At 58.6% G+C, this 13,389-nt stretch carries 14 protein-coding genes; 3 read left to right on the forward strand and 11 right to left on the reverse strand.

The window, feature by feature from the left end; genetic code table 11:
- The first annotated feature begins 21 nt into the window (after window positions 1-21).
- The gene (locus HFP51_RS11920) at window positions 22-1,590 is read left to right on the forward strand and encodes a M23 family metallopeptidase (RefSeq protein WP_176875946.1); all 1,569 of its coding nucleotides are present in this window, start codon (window positions 22-24) and stop codon (window positions 1,588-1,590) included.
- An 86-nt stretch (window positions 1,591-1,676) separates the two neighbouring features.
- On the opposite strand, the gene HFP51_RS11925 is transcribed toward HFP51_RS11920, so the two are convergent.
- From HFP51_RS11925 to HFP51_RS11945, 5 genes are all read right to left on the reverse strand, one after another.
- The gene (locus tag HFP51_RS11925; protein ID WP_255454991.1) at window positions 1,677-3,290 is read right to left on the reverse strand and encodes an ATP-binding protein; all 1,614 of its coding nucleotides are present in this window, start codon (window positions 3,288-3,290) and stop codon (window positions 1,677-1,679) included.
- Between the two features lie 161 nt (window positions 3,291-3,451).
- Window positions 3,452-4,216: a TIGR02186 family protein gene (locus tag HFP51_RS11930; RefSeq protein WP_176875948.1), complete on the reverse strand. Its 765-nt coding sequence runs from the start codon at window positions 4,214-4,216 to the stop codon at window positions 3,452-3,454.
- Entirely contained in the window at window positions 4,213-5,127 is a 915-nt protein-coding gene (locus tag HFP51_RS11935) for a sulfite exporter TauE/SafE family protein (protein ID WP_176875949.1), read from the reverse strand. The genes HFP51_RS11930 and HFP51_RS11935 overlap by 4 nt, the downstream gene beginning before the upstream one ends.
- Before the next feature lie 67 nt (window positions 5,128-5,194).
- Window positions 5,195-6,088, reverse strand: coding sequence for a hypothetical protein (locus tag HFP51_RS11940; RefSeq protein ID WP_176875950.1), 894 nt, complete (start codon window positions 6,086-6,088; stop codon window positions 5,195-5,197).
- 170 nt (window positions 6,089-6,258) lie between these two features.
- Window positions 6,259-7,632 (reverse strand): glycosyl transferase family protein, encoded by a 1,374-nt coding sequence (locus HFP51_RS11945; RefSeq protein ID WP_176875951.1) that lies wholly within the window; start codon window positions 7,630-7,632, stop codon window positions 6,259-6,261.
- A gap of 185 nt (window positions 7,633-7,817) precedes the next feature.
- Here HFP51_RS11945 and nhaA point away from each other — a divergent pair, with 185 nt between their 5' ends.
- Together nhaA and HFP51_RS11955 are read left to right on the forward strand one after the other, a co-directional pair.
- Complete coding sequence (nhaA, locus tag HFP51_RS11950; protein ID WP_176875952.1) at window positions 7,818-9,137, forward strand: Na+/H+ antiporter NhaA; 1,320 nt, start codon at window positions 7,818-7,820, stop codon at window positions 9,135-9,137.
- A 60-nt stretch (window positions 9,138-9,197) separates the two neighbouring features.
- Complete coding sequence (locus tag HFP51_RS11955) at window positions 9,198-9,911, forward strand: head GIN domain-containing protein (protein ID WP_176875953.1); 714 nt, start codon at window positions 9,198-9,200, stop codon at window positions 9,909-9,911.
- Here the strand turns inward: HFP51_RS11955 and HFP51_RS11960 are convergent.
- From HFP51_RS11960 to hisB, 6 genes are all read right to left on the reverse strand, one after another.
- Window positions 9,908-10,225 (reverse strand): phosphoribosyl-ATP diphosphatase, encoded by a 318-nt coding sequence (locus HFP51_RS11960; protein WP_176875954.1) that lies wholly within the window; start codon window positions 10,223-10,225, stop codon window positions 9,908-9,910. The genes HFP51_RS11955 and HFP51_RS11960 overlap by 4 nt on opposite strands.
- A 31-nt stretch (window positions 10,226-10,256) precedes the next feature.
- Window positions 10,257-10,448 carry a hypothetical protein gene (locus HFP51_RS11965; RefSeq protein ID WP_176875955.1) on the reverse strand — a complete coding sequence of 64 codons (192 nt, stop codon included), beginning with the start codon at window positions 10,446-10,448 and terminating at the stop codon, window positions 10,257-10,259.
- A gap of 123 nt (window positions 10,449-10,571) precedes the next feature.
- Window positions 10,572-11,345 (reverse strand): imidazole glycerol phosphate synthase subunit HisF, encoded by a 774-nt coding sequence (gene hisF / locus HFP51_RS11970; RefSeq protein ID WP_176875956.1) that lies wholly within the window; start codon window positions 11,343-11,345, stop codon window positions 10,572-10,574.
- Window positions 11,342-12,073 (reverse strand): 1-(5-phosphoribosyl)-5-[(5-phosphoribosylamino)methylideneamino]imidazole-4-carboxamide isomerase, encoded by a 732-nt coding sequence (hisA, locus tag HFP51_RS11975; protein WP_176875957.1) that lies wholly within the window; start codon window positions 12,071-12,073, stop codon window positions 11,342-11,344. The genes hisF and hisA overlap by 4 nt, the downstream gene beginning before the upstream one ends.
- Window positions 12,070-12,690: an imidazole glycerol phosphate synthase subunit HisH gene (gene hisH / locus HFP51_RS11980; RefSeq protein ID WP_176875958.1), complete on the reverse strand. Its 621-nt coding sequence runs from the start codon at window positions 12,688-12,690 to the stop codon at window positions 12,070-12,072. The genes hisA and hisH overlap by 4 nt, the downstream gene beginning before the upstream one ends.
- Entirely contained in the window at window positions 12,690-13,280 is a 591-nt protein-coding gene (gene hisB, locus HFP51_RS11985; protein ID WP_176876669.1) for an imidazoleglycerol-phosphate dehydratase HisB, read from the reverse strand. Before hisB ends, hisH begins: the two co-directional genes overlap by 1 nt.
- Window positions 13,281-13,389: the final 109 nt, after the last annotated feature.

Below are 13,389 nucleotides of genomic sequence, written 5' to 3' on the forward strand. Positions count from 1 at the left end.
AGCTCTTAAGCGGGGTTGTACTTGTATCAGCGCAACGAATTTGAGGGGGCTCAAGGGAGCGGCACTGCCGCACTGTCCTTCGATTCTGCTGTATCAGACGAAAAAGACCCGCAGATCCCAAATTTCGGTGAAGCCCTGCGATCCAGGATTCCGGTCGATCGCTGGCGCGACCTTGATCTGATCGTCGATCTCGGAGCGCAGGTCGGCAGCAAAACCTGGTGGCGTGGAGCGGCTACGTGCGCGGCGCTTTGTGTGACAACATTCCTGTTGGCACCCAGTGTCGAAGCAATACCGACGGCGGCTGAACCAATGGACCAAGCGCAATGGGATGAAGCCCGTGCCCAAGCGATCACGCCACTGGCGTTGGGCGGAGATACCGGGCGGCGGATGGCGGCTACCGAATCTGTCGAACCACTTGCCGGTACACCCGAACGCCCGCGTATTGAGCTCAGCGCAACATTGGGCCGTGGTGATGGCCTTGCCCGCGTCATGCAACGCGCCGGCATCGCGTCAAACGAAGCGGTAGAGCTGGCAGCGATGATTACCGATGCCGTGCCAGTTGAAGATATTCGGCCTGGCACCGTCATGAATATTGTATTGGGCCGTCGACCGAACCGAACGGTTCCGCGTCCGGTGGACGAGATTGCCTTTCGCGCGCGTTTCGATCTGAAGCTTGAGGTGGCCCGGGTAGATGGGGCATTGCGTCTCAACCAGATCCCGATCGCAGTGGATGATACACCGCTGCGTATTCGTGGCCGGGTGGGATCGAGCCTGTATCGGTCAGCTCGCGCTGCGGGCGCACCGCCTGCGGCCATCCAGGAATATCTGCGTGCCATTGGCACACGCATGTCGGTTAATCGCGACATACCGGCAGATTCCACCTTCGATCTGATCGTTGAACATCGCCGGGCTGAAACTGGCGAGATAGAGATTGGCCGGCTGATCTATGCCGGCATCGAGCGCGGCGAGCGCGAAACTCAACTGCTCCGTTGGGCCGTTGATGGCGATGATCAATGGTTTGAGGCATCTGGCGTTGGCCAGCGTACCGGCCAGATGCTGATGCCGGTCAATGGACGGCTGACGTCCGGCTTTGGCTATCGCCGTCATCCAATTCTCGGCTATCGCCGTTTGCATACCGGGCTCGACATTGCTGCTGTACGCGGCACACCGATCCGTGCTGCAGCATCCGGAACCGTGAACTATTCCGGGCGTAATCGCGGTTATGGCAACTATGTCCGGATCAGTCATGGTAGCGGTATCCAGACCGCCTATGCGCATATGAGCCGGATTGTCGCGTCGAACGGATCGCGCGTCAGCCAGGGCCAGATCATCGGCTATGTCGGTTCGACCGGCATGTCGACCGGACCGCATCTTCACTATGAATTGATCCGCAATGGCCGGAAGGTCGATCCGCGATCGGTGAGCTTCACTCGCCAGGCGCGGATCACCGGCGATGAATTGCAGCGGTTCCGCGCGACCTTGGCGAACTTGCTTGAGGTTGAGCCCGGCGCTGCCCTTTCCCGCCGCGAGGATCGCGAGGAGCCGGAAATCGCCAGCGGCGCCCGTCGAACGGAACGCACTTCCAGCTAGAGCCTGTTCGGCGGCATTCCAACAACAGCGCTACCAAAAAAGCCCCACCTTCCGGCAGGGCTTTCTGGGTAGTCTTGGATGTCGGACTATCGGCCCTGGCTGCGCCAGCGCTTAATGGTCCGGGAAACAATGCCCTGTTCGTCGCCGACATGGGTCCACATTTCTGAGAATACCGGATCACCCGATGCCGGTCGTTTTTCTTCTTCCAGCGTATCGAAGGCGATACGGATAGGAACCGACACACCTTCGCCGCAGACAATGCATTCGCGATTGCGCAGGGCCGGGATCACATCAAGGAACCCGCGCGCACCCTCAGGCATCGCGGAGCGCACATGCGCTTGGTCACGGTCATTGTTGAGGCGCATCGCGATAATCGTACCGCACTGGGAGAGCACGCCCTCGGCAAGATCCGACGGACGCTGGGTAATAAGGCCCAGCGAAACGCCATATTTACGACCTTCCTTGGCGATCCGGCTCAAAATATTGCCGACCGCGGATTCCTGTTCGATATGGCCGGCCGGGATATAGCGGTGGGCCTCCTCGCATACGAGCAGGATCGGCCGTTGTGGTTCATTGCGTGACCAGATCGCATAGTCGAACACCATGCGAGACAGGACGGCGACCACGACCGAACAGATATCAGACGGCACGCCCGAAACGTCGACGATCGAGATTGGTTTGCCATTGCCCGGCAAGCGGAAGACGCGACCAATGAAATCAGCCATCGTATCGGCGACCAGCATACCCGAGAACATGAAGCTGTAGCGCGGATCGGCCTTGAGTTCCTCGATCTTGCTTTTGAGGCGCATATAGGGCGCCGTATCATTCGCTGAATCGAGATGGCCCATTTCCGTTGTGATCAGCGAAAGCAGATCGGAGAGCAGATATGGAACGGGACTGTCGACGGTCAGCTGCGGAATTTCTTCGGCAAGCCGGCTCTTCGCGCGCGATGCCAACAGGCATTTCGCAAGAATATCGCGGTCGCGTTGCTTGTCGGCGCCAGAGGTCGTGATCAGAACTTCGCAATGTTCTTCAAAGTTCATCAGCCAATAGGGAAGCGCGAGATTGTTCACATCGAAAATTTCGCCAGCGCCCTTAAAGGCCGCGCTATACTCGCCATGCGGATCGACCATCACGATATGGCTTTCCGGTGCGAGTTCGCAGATCCGATGGAGGATCAATGCGACGCTGGTCGATTTACCGGTACCGGTTGAGCCGAGCACCGCGAAATGCTTGCCGAGCATGGGATCGACATAGAGTGCGCCGCGAATATCCTTGGTCGGGTAGACATTGCCGATCTCAATATGCGGACGGCTTTCCGTCGCAAACATTTGGCGCATATCCGCATCGGACACGGCCATTACCGGCGAACCGGGGATCGGGAAGCGTGTTACACCGCGGCGGAAGCCTTTAACCCGGTTGGATCCCTCGACAACGATACCTTCGCCGAGAAAGTCGATATAGGCATCGACAGAAGCCGGATTGTTGGGATCTGCCGCAAGCGTGCGGATATTGGCAACCAGCCAGCTATCGCCGACACGAATTTTTACCTGGCTGCCGACTTGGCCAGCCATGGCCAGCGTAGGATCGGGATCAGCGCGAACCTGATCAAGCATCTGGGCATCGACAGCGATACGCGAACCGGAGCCGGCGATCTCGGTCACATGACCGATCACGATATCACCCTCGCGGGAAACCATGCTGCCGACGAGCGAAGCGCCGTTCGCTTCTTCTTCGTCAGCTACTGGCCGAAAAGTACCAATCTCATCCATGTCAGGTAATACCCCATTTGCCTGATTTTCAACGGATGGAAACTAGCAGCAAAAGGGTAAATATTTTGCTTACCATAGGCGCAGAATGCCTAAAGCCGGCGGAAGGCGATCCCCGCAATCCAGCCGAGGAGCAGCGATACAAGCACTGCGGCCAGACCATAAAGAAAACCGTTATTTTCAGCGGCATTAGCGACAAATCGTTCAAATCCCGACTTATCGATGCGAATTTCGCGCACTTCGCCGGCCAAGACCCGGCCATCCTGGATCAGGAATGTTTCGGCTGTATAGTCGCCTACCGGCACCCGCGCGGGGATATCGATCTGTGCATTGTACAGCACGCCTTCAGTCACCTCGACGGCTCCAAGCTGTTCAACATATAGATCATTACGACCGCGAAGATCGACAAGGCCGTCGTCAAATCGCCGTGCTTCTTCCGGCGGATTCGCGCTGGCAGGAGATAGTTGCAGGCTGTCTATGCCGAGTTCGTAGATAGCTGCAGTGCGCTCATCGACGATTTCATCAATCGGCCGGGCACTCGCCAGCGCGTAAAATGCCGGAGCTGATCGGAACCGGGCCTGGGCGGCATTCATCCAAATGCCCATCCATTGCTGTTTTTCGCGCACCAGGATTGATTGCTCGGGTCCCTTCAGGACGACGACGATGTCGACCGGGTCTTCGGGAACGCGTCCTTCGGGATAGAGGATCGCGCCATAGACCATCAGCTCGGCACCGGTGAAACTGTAAATGATCTCGATCTGCTCCTGATCGACCGCTGGAACCAGCCGCGGGCGGGCCTGCCCCATCAGCATGGGCACAACCATCAGGAGGAGAATGAGGGGCGCGATCCGTTTCATGTGATCTCGATCGAATAGATTTCGTCTGGCCGCCATCCGAGCCCAAGCGCCATGCGCACCGCGACGAGGATGCACAGCGCCGCGAGGAATAATCTTAGCCATTCCGGATTGATGCGTGTCGATAGTCGAGCACCGATTTGCGCACCGGTGACACTGCCGATCAGCAGCAATACCGCCAGGACGATGTCGACAGCCTGGGTCGTCAGCGCATGGACCATGGTCGTTGCCGCTGCGACAAACAGGATTTGAAACAAGGATGTGCCGACAACCACGCGGGTCGACATGCCAAGGATATAGATCATGGCTGGAACAAGCACGAACCCACCGCCAATCCCCAGCATGACGGTAAGCGTGCCGACGAGAAAGCCGACAGCAAAGGGGGCGACAGGCGAAATATAGAGCCCAGAGCCATAGAATCGCCAACGCAGGGGGAGTGCGGCGACGACGGGATGGTGGCGACGATTGGGCGGTTTGATACGGACACCCGATCTTCGAGCCTCGATCACGGTCCAGGCTTCGCGGATCATCAGGATTCCGATGCCCGTCAGGAGGATGATGTATAGCATCGCCACTACGACATCGATCTGGCCGGCTTGTTGCAGTTGCAGGAAAACGATCCCACCAAATATGGTGCCAAATATGCCGCCCACGATCAGCACGGCACCCATTCTGAAGTCGACGCCCTTGCGCTGGGCATGTGCAGCAACACCTGACACACTCGCACCGGTTATCTGCGTGGTCGCCGAGGCTACTGCGACGGCCGGAGATATGCCCGAGAAGATCAGGAGCGGTGTCGTCAGAAAACCACCGCCGACACCGAACATGCCGGACAATATGCCGACCACACCTCCCAAAAGGATGATCACGAACGCATTGACCGAAATTTCAGCGATCGGGAGATAAATATCCATCAGCTACTGGCCTACCGATTTTGGCCGCCGAGCGGAAGGTGGTGTCTGTCGATCCGCTCGGCTTTCTTCAGAAATCGGCGCCCAGGGTCACGGCCGGACCAGAGCCTGGCGCAGCCATGCCCGCGACCCTCTGGCGCCAGCCCAGAGCAAGGCGCACCCCAATATCATCGACGGAAAGACGCAGGCCCGCCTCTGGGCCTATGTCGAGCCGTGCTGCGCCGGGCTGTGCACCGCCCCACACACCAATGCCGAGCGATACGGCCGCTCGATCGCCAATCGCAATCGACTGGCTTAGCGAGGCAGACCCGTCAATAAATAGGTCGCGGCTTTCAGCGCCGACGATGCCGACCTGGCCATAACCATCCAGCTCCAGTCCGGCGGTAACTCGCTTGCGATACACGCCGCCAGCGACACCGATGGACCAAGCATTGCGTCCTCCCGGCTCGATCGCAATCCGTCGATCGAACGAGACGGTAACCGGAACAGATCTGCTCGGTTGGACGGCAAGGCCGATGGCCGCTTCTGCCCCGTCAGCGCGTTCAATCGGGCGGGACAGGCGCGCGGCAATTGCGACTTCTGCGGACCCCCTGTGCCATATCGGATAGGACAGCCTCGCGCCTGCCTGACTACCGCCCAGTTCACCGGCATTGGCGAGGGATTCGGTTCCAATGCCAGCTCGCCACTGCGCCCAGATGGCCAGCGACGCCCTATTCGAAGGGGCCGGAGCAATGGGCATGACCGCAGACCTCACCATGGTCCCGCTGGTTCCCACCTGCGCACCGGCTTCCTCGATAGCTGCGGCAACAGAACCGGTCAGGTTCGGGGCTCCGCTGCGAATGCCTCTTTTGGTCGCCGGTTCAATTCTGCCAGACTCGTTTTCGCTGTTGAGCGCTGTCCATGATCGCTGGATTGATTGCCCCTCGATCAGATTGGCGATGGGGCGCCTTACCGGCGCACGCATGTTCGCATCAGGAGGTGAGACGGGTCGTGCGGCCTCTGTCGACGCCAATTGTACTTCACGTTCCGCTGGCGTGAGGGGGGGATGGGTCGGATTCCAAAACAGGATCCGGAGCCCAATCCAAGTCAATATAATCGACACCGCAAATCTGAGCGGTGGTCTGGAATAGCCGATCACCTTAGCTTGGCTGCTGGAAAGACGTGCTTGGTTTTCTCCCAGGCCGGTCGACCACCCCTACGCGTAAGAAGATATTGGGTGAGCGCCCTGCGCGCGACCATTATCGATATCACATTCGAAACCACAATTCGGGGTAGTGCGGTTATCGCGCTGCGCCAGCCATAGACTCGTGCGGTAAAAATGGCGCGCATCGCCAGGCGCCATAACAGCAGTGCGAAGTTGATACTGAGAAGGACTGCCAGATAATCGGGCAGCGGAGTGAACGAAACCGGGAATATGCTTGCTATAATCACAAGGCCCAAGCCGAGTAGTGCAGCAGCGTAGCCGGCAGTCAGAACAAGTGCGGCAAGGATCGTGCAGCGATCGCGCAATCGCATCCAGAAATCTGCAAAACCGACGTCCCAGCCGAGGCGATCCCAGCCGAATAGTGATATTCCGGCTACCCATCGTGTCTTCTGGCGTAACGCTGCGCCAAGGGTGGCCGGAAAATGCGCGCGCACGGCTATTAGATCGTTATCTTCCCCCGCATGGCAGCGCACGAAGCTCCCTTTGCAGCCTTGCTGCGCGAGCGTTAGGCCAAGCTCATAATCTTCGGTTAGGCTGTCCTTGTCGAAAGGAACATCGCCGCGCTGCTTGGCTAGGTCGCCCAACACCGAGCGGGCAATCGCACATCCCACACCGGCCGAAGGCACAGCTGCTCCGAGTGCAGACCGCATGGGCAAATCCTTGCCATGCGCCTCGGCAAATTCGTCACAATAATGGCCGGCGATCCATGCTGAATTGGGGTCCGGCAGCGGGATAACCGGAATCTGGATCAGGTCATGGCTGCCGATCATTCGATCGAAAAGCGAAATCTCATGCGGATCGACCACGTCTTCGGCATCATGCAAAATGACCGATCTAAATTTTGTCCGGCTCCGGTCTTCCTCGGCCTCCATGGCTTTCCACAAGGCGTTCAGGCAATCGGCTTTCGTGGTTGGGCCCTGCTTTCTGCAAATGACAAGGCAAATTTTTGGATAGCGTTCGGCCACCTCTTTAACTTCCGCGATCGTGGCGGGATCATTGGGGTAGCACCCGACAAACGCGCGGTAATTGCGACCTTCAAACTGCCGGGCCATATGTTCCAGCATCGGTCCGATGACATTAGCCTCGTCCCAGGCGGGGATGAAGACGGCATGGCGGCCAGGAACGGCATTGTCAGCCAGTTGCGCCGGCATTCTGCGGGAGTTGTTTGGCTTCCCGCGGAATCGGCGCAGTGTCCGGCGCAGTGTCCGGCGCAGCCAGAGCAGATCAATGGTGAGATTGTCGAGAGCGATGAGCAAAAAACCACACGCCGCGAACAGCGCAAGTTCGCGAAACACAATCTCCATGAGCTGAAAAAGGGGCTCTCCGTACAGCAACGCCTCCCAACGTTTGCCCCCAAGAGCCGCCCATTGTTTATGTCAAAATTCCAACAAATGAAAGTGCCAAGCGAGATTGGCCGTTCGATTGCGGTCAGATGCTTTGCATTGTCCGCAATCCCCATTAGAGCGTTGCGCGAAACGAAGGAGTGATCATGGCTGAACGCTTGGGTGTCCGATCTGCGCTGCGCAGCTTTCTGAAGAGCGAAGCGTCTGGCGGTATTGTGCTGATGATCGCGGCCGTGCTCGCCATGATTGTGGCGAATAGCGCGCTCTACGAGAGCTATCACCATATCCTGAACGACAATATGGGGCCGATCTTAAGTCCGGAGCTTACCAGCAAGCTTGGGCCGATGACCCTGCACCTGTGGATCAATGATGGCCTGATGGCGATCTTCTTCTTCCTGGTAGGGTTGGAGATCAAACGTGAGTTTGTCGACGGCCGCCTGTCGAGTTGGGACAAGCGTCGCTTGCCGATCATTGCAGCAGCTGCGGGAATGGCAGTGCCGGCGATTATCTTCCTGTTTTTCACCCGCGACCATCCCGAGCTGGTCAATGGTTGGGCTATTCCTGCCGCCACCGACATCGCCTTTGCGATCGGCGTATTGGCCCTGCTCGGCAAACGGGCGCCGACATCGCTCAAACTGTTTCTGGTCACCGTCGCGATTGTTGACGATATGGGTGCGGTAGCGATTATTGCTCTTGTCTACACGCCGTCTCTGGCCACGATCTGGCTGTTCGCCTCAGGCATCGTCCTGGCGGTGATGTATTATGTGAATGCGACAGGCGTGAAGCGCCTTTGGCCCTTCATCCTCCTTTCGATCCTCCTCTGGTATTGTGTGCTCATGTCGGGTGTCCACGCGACGATTGCGGGGGTGCTTGCAGCGATGCTGATCCCGATTACCCGAACTCCCGGCGCGCCCGATTCTGAAGAGAGTCCTCTGCACCGGATGGAGCATGCCATTGCGCCATGGAGCGCCTTTGTGATCGTTCCGATTTTCGGCTTTGCCAATGCCGGGGTGAATCTTGAAGGCATGGGTGTCGAACAGATATTGGCACCGCTGCCGATCGGCATTGCGCTGGGCCTGTTTGCCGGAAAGCAAATCGGGATCTTCGGCAGCGTATGGTTGGCTGTAAAGTTCGGCGTGGCCGGCAAGCTGCGCGGGGCAACCTGGTTACAGATCTACGGTACGGCCATGCTGTGCGGTATCGGCTTCACGATGAGTCTGTTCATCGGCGGTCTCGCATTCCCTGGAAATGTGTTGCTGATCGAAGAAGCTAAAATCGGCGTTCTGCTCGGCTCGGCCGTGTCGGGAATTGCCGGCTTCCTAGTGCTGCGATTTGCACCGCTTCACAAGCAGCATGACGAGATCGAAGAGGATGAGGCGAGGGAGATTCGCCGGGACGGCGATATTGCAAATGTGTGCGAAGCCATGCCCGACGATGCGCCCGACGACGCACCCGCCAGGGCGTAGGGGGTTGCGCCCATCCCTGCCTTGCTGTATTAATGAAACAATACAGTTGGGAGAATGAGAATGCGCGCGTTATTGGTATCGCTTGCGGCATTGGCGGTCGCTGGATGTAACGGGGTCGTTATTGGCGGTGACAGCCTTTCTGACGGCCAACCGCTGAGTGAGCTTGAGCTTGAGGAATTTGATTCGGTGTCCTTACGGGGCCCGGACCATGTCGAAGTCGCCCTGGGCGATGGTTTTGATATTCGCGTCGAAGGCGATGATGATGTCGTCGAGCGGATCGTGTTCGAGATCCGCAACAACACTCTGCGCATCGGTCGCAGCGACGATAATGGGATCTCCATTGGTGGTGATTCGGCAACGATCTTCGTCACCGTTCCGGTCCTGAACGGTGCATCTATCGCCGGGTCTGGCGATATGCGGGTCGACCGAGCCGAATCTGAAGATTTTGAAGTGTCGATAGCGGGCTCAGGCAGTCTTGCGCTTGAGGCGCTAGAAGCCCAGCGCGCCGAATTTGATATTGCCGGCTCGGGTAACATTGCCGCCGCCGGTACCGTCGCTGACCTCGAAATCGGCATCGCCGGTTCCGGGGATATCGAAGCCGAAGAGCTACGCGTCGAACGCGCTGATATCGATATTGCCGGTTCCGGTAATGTTGAGATCTTTGCGACCGAAACCGTTAGCGGGAATATGATCGGTTCAGGCGATATTCGCGTGCGCGGCGGCGCGCAGTGCGACTCCTCCTCGATCGGTTCGGGCGATATGCGCTGCGACTAGTTTTTGCGCGAGGCCTTTTCGGCCAGTCCTGACTTGCCTTCGCGACGTTCCAGTTCGGCCAGTACGTCGGATATTGGAACACCGCGATCGGCGAGCAGGATCAGCAGATGGAACAGAGCGTCCGCGGCTTCGCCCACCAGGGCTTCATCATCCTCTTGCAGCGCCGCGATAATGGTCTCGACCGATTCTTCGCCGAATTTCTGGGCGATCTTCAGGCGACCTTTGCCGAATATCTTGGCGACATAGGATTTGCCGGAATCGCCGTCCTTGCGGCTTTTGATGACTTTCTCGAGGCGGGTAAGCGTATTGGCCATCTCCCGCATTTGGGCGGGAAGGCGGGTTCCGTCAACCGGGCTCGTCAGAGTCGGACTTTTTTCGCCGTTTGCTGATGTGTCGGCCGACAAAAAGCCCGACGACACCCAGCGCGAACAAAGTGATGTCGCCCGGCGCATCCACGCTTATCGCAGCCGCCAATGCAGGCGAAACCCCGATCACGAAAGCGGCGATAAATGCAAATATGATGCGCGGTGCGGACATCCATCCCCCCAAAAAGGCCAAATCTATGATATTGAAGCAAGAAACCGGCCAATTGCGGGGAACTCACCGATGGGTCCGATCGCCATGGTTAATCTCGATCTGCCAGATATGGTAAATGTAAAGTTACCCGACGGTTTTTTGGCTGCGAACCGGAATTCCTGCTCGCGCCAAGGTCGCCCGCGCATCGGCGATGCTGTAGGTGCCGAAATGGAATATCGAAGCGGCGAGCACGGCATCGGCATGGCCATCGCGCACACCTTCGACCAGATGCTCCAACGTACCGACACCGCCCGACGCGACGACCGGTACCGATACTGCATCGGCAATCGTCCGGGTCAGCGTGACATCATAGCCATCCTTGGTCCCGTCCCGGTCCATCGATGTGACGAGCAACTCTCCAGCGCCCAGTTTTGCGAGCTGCATGGCATGGGCCACGGCATCGATCCCGGTTCCCCGGCGTCCGCCATGGGTGAAAATCTCCCAGCCGGATGATGTCTGCCGCGCATCGATTGACCCGACCACGCATTGGCTCCCGAACCGCTCGGCCATATCTCTGACCAGTTCTGGCCGCGCCACGGCAGCGCTGTTTACGGCCACCTTGTCGGCCCCAGCCAGCAGCAGTCTGCGGGCGTCTTCGGGGGTCCGGACACCACCGCCGACGGTGAAGGGCATGAAGCAGACCGCTGCGGTGCGCTCGACAATATGGAGCAATGTATCGCGCTCTTCATGGCTGGCCGTGATGTCGAGAAAGCATAACTCATCGGCCTCGGCGGCATCGTAAACCCGAGCTTGTTCGACCGGATCGCCGGCATCCGCGAGATCGACGAAGTTTACGCCTTTTACCACCCGGCCATTGGCGACATCGAGACAGGGTATGATGCGTTTGCGGACAGTCATCGATCGGCGAGGGCAAGCGCAGTGGCGAGATCCAGCGTTCCATCATAGAGCGCCCGGCCCGTGATTACGCCTTCGATCCCGGCATCGGCATGGATATTGAGCGCATGGATATCGGCGATGCCTTTGACGCCGCCCGACGCGATGACCGGGATATCTGTGGCATTCGCCAGGTCCACCGTGGCTTCGATATTGCAGCCCTTGAGCAATCCATCGCGCCCGACATCGGTGAACAGCAGCGATGCAACCCCGGCATCTTCGAACCGCCGAGCCATGTCGATCACGCTGACCTCGGATGTCTCTGCCCAGCCCTGTGTGGCAACGAAGCCACCTTTGGCGTCCACCGCAACGACAATGCCGCCGGGAAATTCGCGGGCCATGTCTTTCACAAAGTCCGGGTCGGTGAGCGCTGCCGTGCCGATAACAATCCGGGCGACTCCACGATCGAACCAGCCTTCGACATCATCGCGCGAGCGAATTCCGCCGCCCAGCTGCACATAGCCGGGAAAGCTGGTGACGATGGATTTGACGGCATCTGCATTGCGCGCTTCACCAGCAAAGGCGCCGTCCAGGTCAACGACATGGACATGCTCCGCGCCGGCTTCGGCGAATAGGCGGGCCTGGTCAGCGGGGTCGTCGCCATAGATTGTGGCCCGATCCATATCGCCCTCCGCGAGACGCACCACCTGGCCATCTTTCAGGTCGATTGCTGGGAATACGATCAAGCTCATGGCGTCCACTCCAGAAATCGGGACAGGAAATCCAGGCCGTATTTCTGGCTCTTTTCCGGGTGAAATTGAACCCCGATAATCGTGTCTCGACCAATCGCGGCAGTCACCGGGCCACCATGGTCAGTTATGGCATAGCCCGTCGCGGGTTCAGTCAGCGCGACATGATAGCCGTGAAGGAAATAGGCCTCTCCCGGTTCGACGAGCGGAGGACTGCCGTGCGGCGTAACATCATTCCAGCCCATATGCGGGATCTTGAGCTGCTGATTTTTGCTGGCCAAGGGCTTCACAGTCCCACCGATCCAGCCCAGCCCGTCAAACACCCCATGTTCCTCGCCGCGATCCGCGAGCAACTGCATTCCGACACAAATGCCCAGAAATGGCCGCGCTCGATCGATCGCCGCGCTGTGAAGCGCGTCAATCATGCCGGGCAGGCCAGACAGTCCATCCATACAGGCTGCAAAGGCACCGACACCGGGTAAGACGATCCGATCCGCGTCGTTCACCGCACTCGCATCAGCTGTCACTTCGACGGCCGTGGCTCCTGCGGCCATCAGGGCATTATACACTGATCGCAAATTGCCCGCGCCATAGTCGATAAGCGCTATGCGCTCCGCCATTAGCCGAGCGTGCCTTTGGTTGAGGGAATCGCGCCTTCTTTGCGCGGATCAATTTCCACGGCATCGCGCAGCGCGCGGGCCAGACCCTTGAAAATGCTTTCGCAGATATGGTGATTATTATCGCCATACAGCGTTTCGATGTGCAGCGTGATGCCCGCCGATCCGGCAAAGCTGTGGAACCAGTGCTGGATCAGCTCGGTATCCATTTCGCCGAGCCGTTCCTGGCTGAAACCCGAATTCCACACCAGATAGGGTCGACCGGAAATATCGAGCGCAACCCGCGATAGTGTCTCGTCCATCGGTGAATAGGCTGTGCCATAGCGGCGGATGCCGGCCTTGTCGCCAAGCGCTTTGGCGACCGCTTCGCCCAGCGCAATCGCGCTGTCCTCGGTTGTGTGATGCTGGTCGACATGCAGGTCGCCATCGACCTTGAGATCAACATCGATCAGCGAATGGCGGGAGAGCTGCTCGATCATATGGTCAAGAAATCCGATACCGGTTGAAACGGTATAGCTGCCTGTTCCATCGAGATTGATCTCGACGGCAATATCGGTCTCGCCGGTCTTGCGGGCTATCGTAGCGGTGCGCATCGCGCCGCTATAGCCGATACGGCGGATCAGACAATCATTCAGATGGGCAAAACGGCGCAAGCCGGGGCTGGACGGATCGTGCATGGCCGTGCAACGCATTTTCCGCGCG

This window comes from Parasphingopyxis sp. CP4, from assembly GCF_013378055.1.
Taxonomy (GTDB): domain Bacteria; phylum Pseudomonadota; class Alphaproteobacteria; order Sphingomonadales; family Sphingomonadaceae; genus Parasphingopyxis.

Excerpts from the sequence above, each read along its gene's own strand:
- HFP51_RS11925 (WP_255454991.1), bottom strand. The coding sequence starts at position 3,290 with ATGGTTTCCCGCGAGGGTGATATCGTGATCGGTCATGTGACCGAGATC.
- HFP51_RS11930 (WP_176875948.1), bottom strand. The coding sequence starts at position 4,216 with ATGAAACGGATCGCGCCCCTCATTCTCCTCCTGATGGTTGTGCCCATG.
- HFP51_RS11935 (WP_176875949.1), bottom strand. The coding sequence starts at position 5,127 with ATGGATATTTATCTCCCGATCGCTGAAATTTCGGTCAATGCGTTCGTG.
- HFP51_RS11940 (WP_176875950.1), bottom strand. The coding sequence starts at position 6,088 with ATGCGTGCGCCGGTAAGGCGCCCCATCGCCAATCTGATCGAGGGGCAA.
- HFP51_RS11945 (WP_176875951.1), bottom strand. The coding sequence starts at position 7,632 with ATGGAGATTGTGTTTCGCGAACTTGCGCTGTTCGCGGCGTGTGGTTTT.
- nhaA (WP_176875952.1), top strand. The coding sequence starts at position 7,818 with ATGGCTGAACGCTTGGGTGTCCGATCTGCGCTGCGCAGCTTTCTGAAG.
- HFP51_RS11955 (WP_176875953.1), top strand. The coding sequence starts at position 9,198 with ATGCGCGCGTTATTGGTATCGCTTGCGGCATTGGCGGTCGCTGGATGT.
- HFP51_RS11960 (WP_176875954.1), bottom strand. The coding sequence starts at position 10,225 with ATGGCCAATACGCTTACCCGCCTCGAGAAAGTCATCAAAAGCCGCAAG.
- HFP51_RS11965 (WP_176875955.1), bottom strand. The coding sequence starts at position 10,448 with ATGTCCGCACCGCGCATCATATTTGCATTTATCGCCGCTTTCGTGATC.
- hisF (WP_176875956.1), bottom strand. The coding sequence starts at position 11,345 with ATGACTGTCCGCAAACGCATCATACCCTGTCTCGATGTCGCCAATGGC.
- hisA (WP_176875957.1), bottom strand. The coding sequence starts at position 12,073 with ATGAGCTTGATCGTATTCCCAGCAATCGACCTGAAAGATGGCCAGGTG.
- hisH (WP_176875958.1), bottom strand. The coding sequence starts at position 12,690 with ATGGCGGAGCGCATAGCGCTTATCGACTATGGCGCGGGCAATTTGCGA.
- hisB (WP_176876669.1), bottom strand. The coding sequence starts at position 13,280 with ATGCGCACCGCTACGATAGCCCGCAAGACCGGCGAGACCGATATTGCC.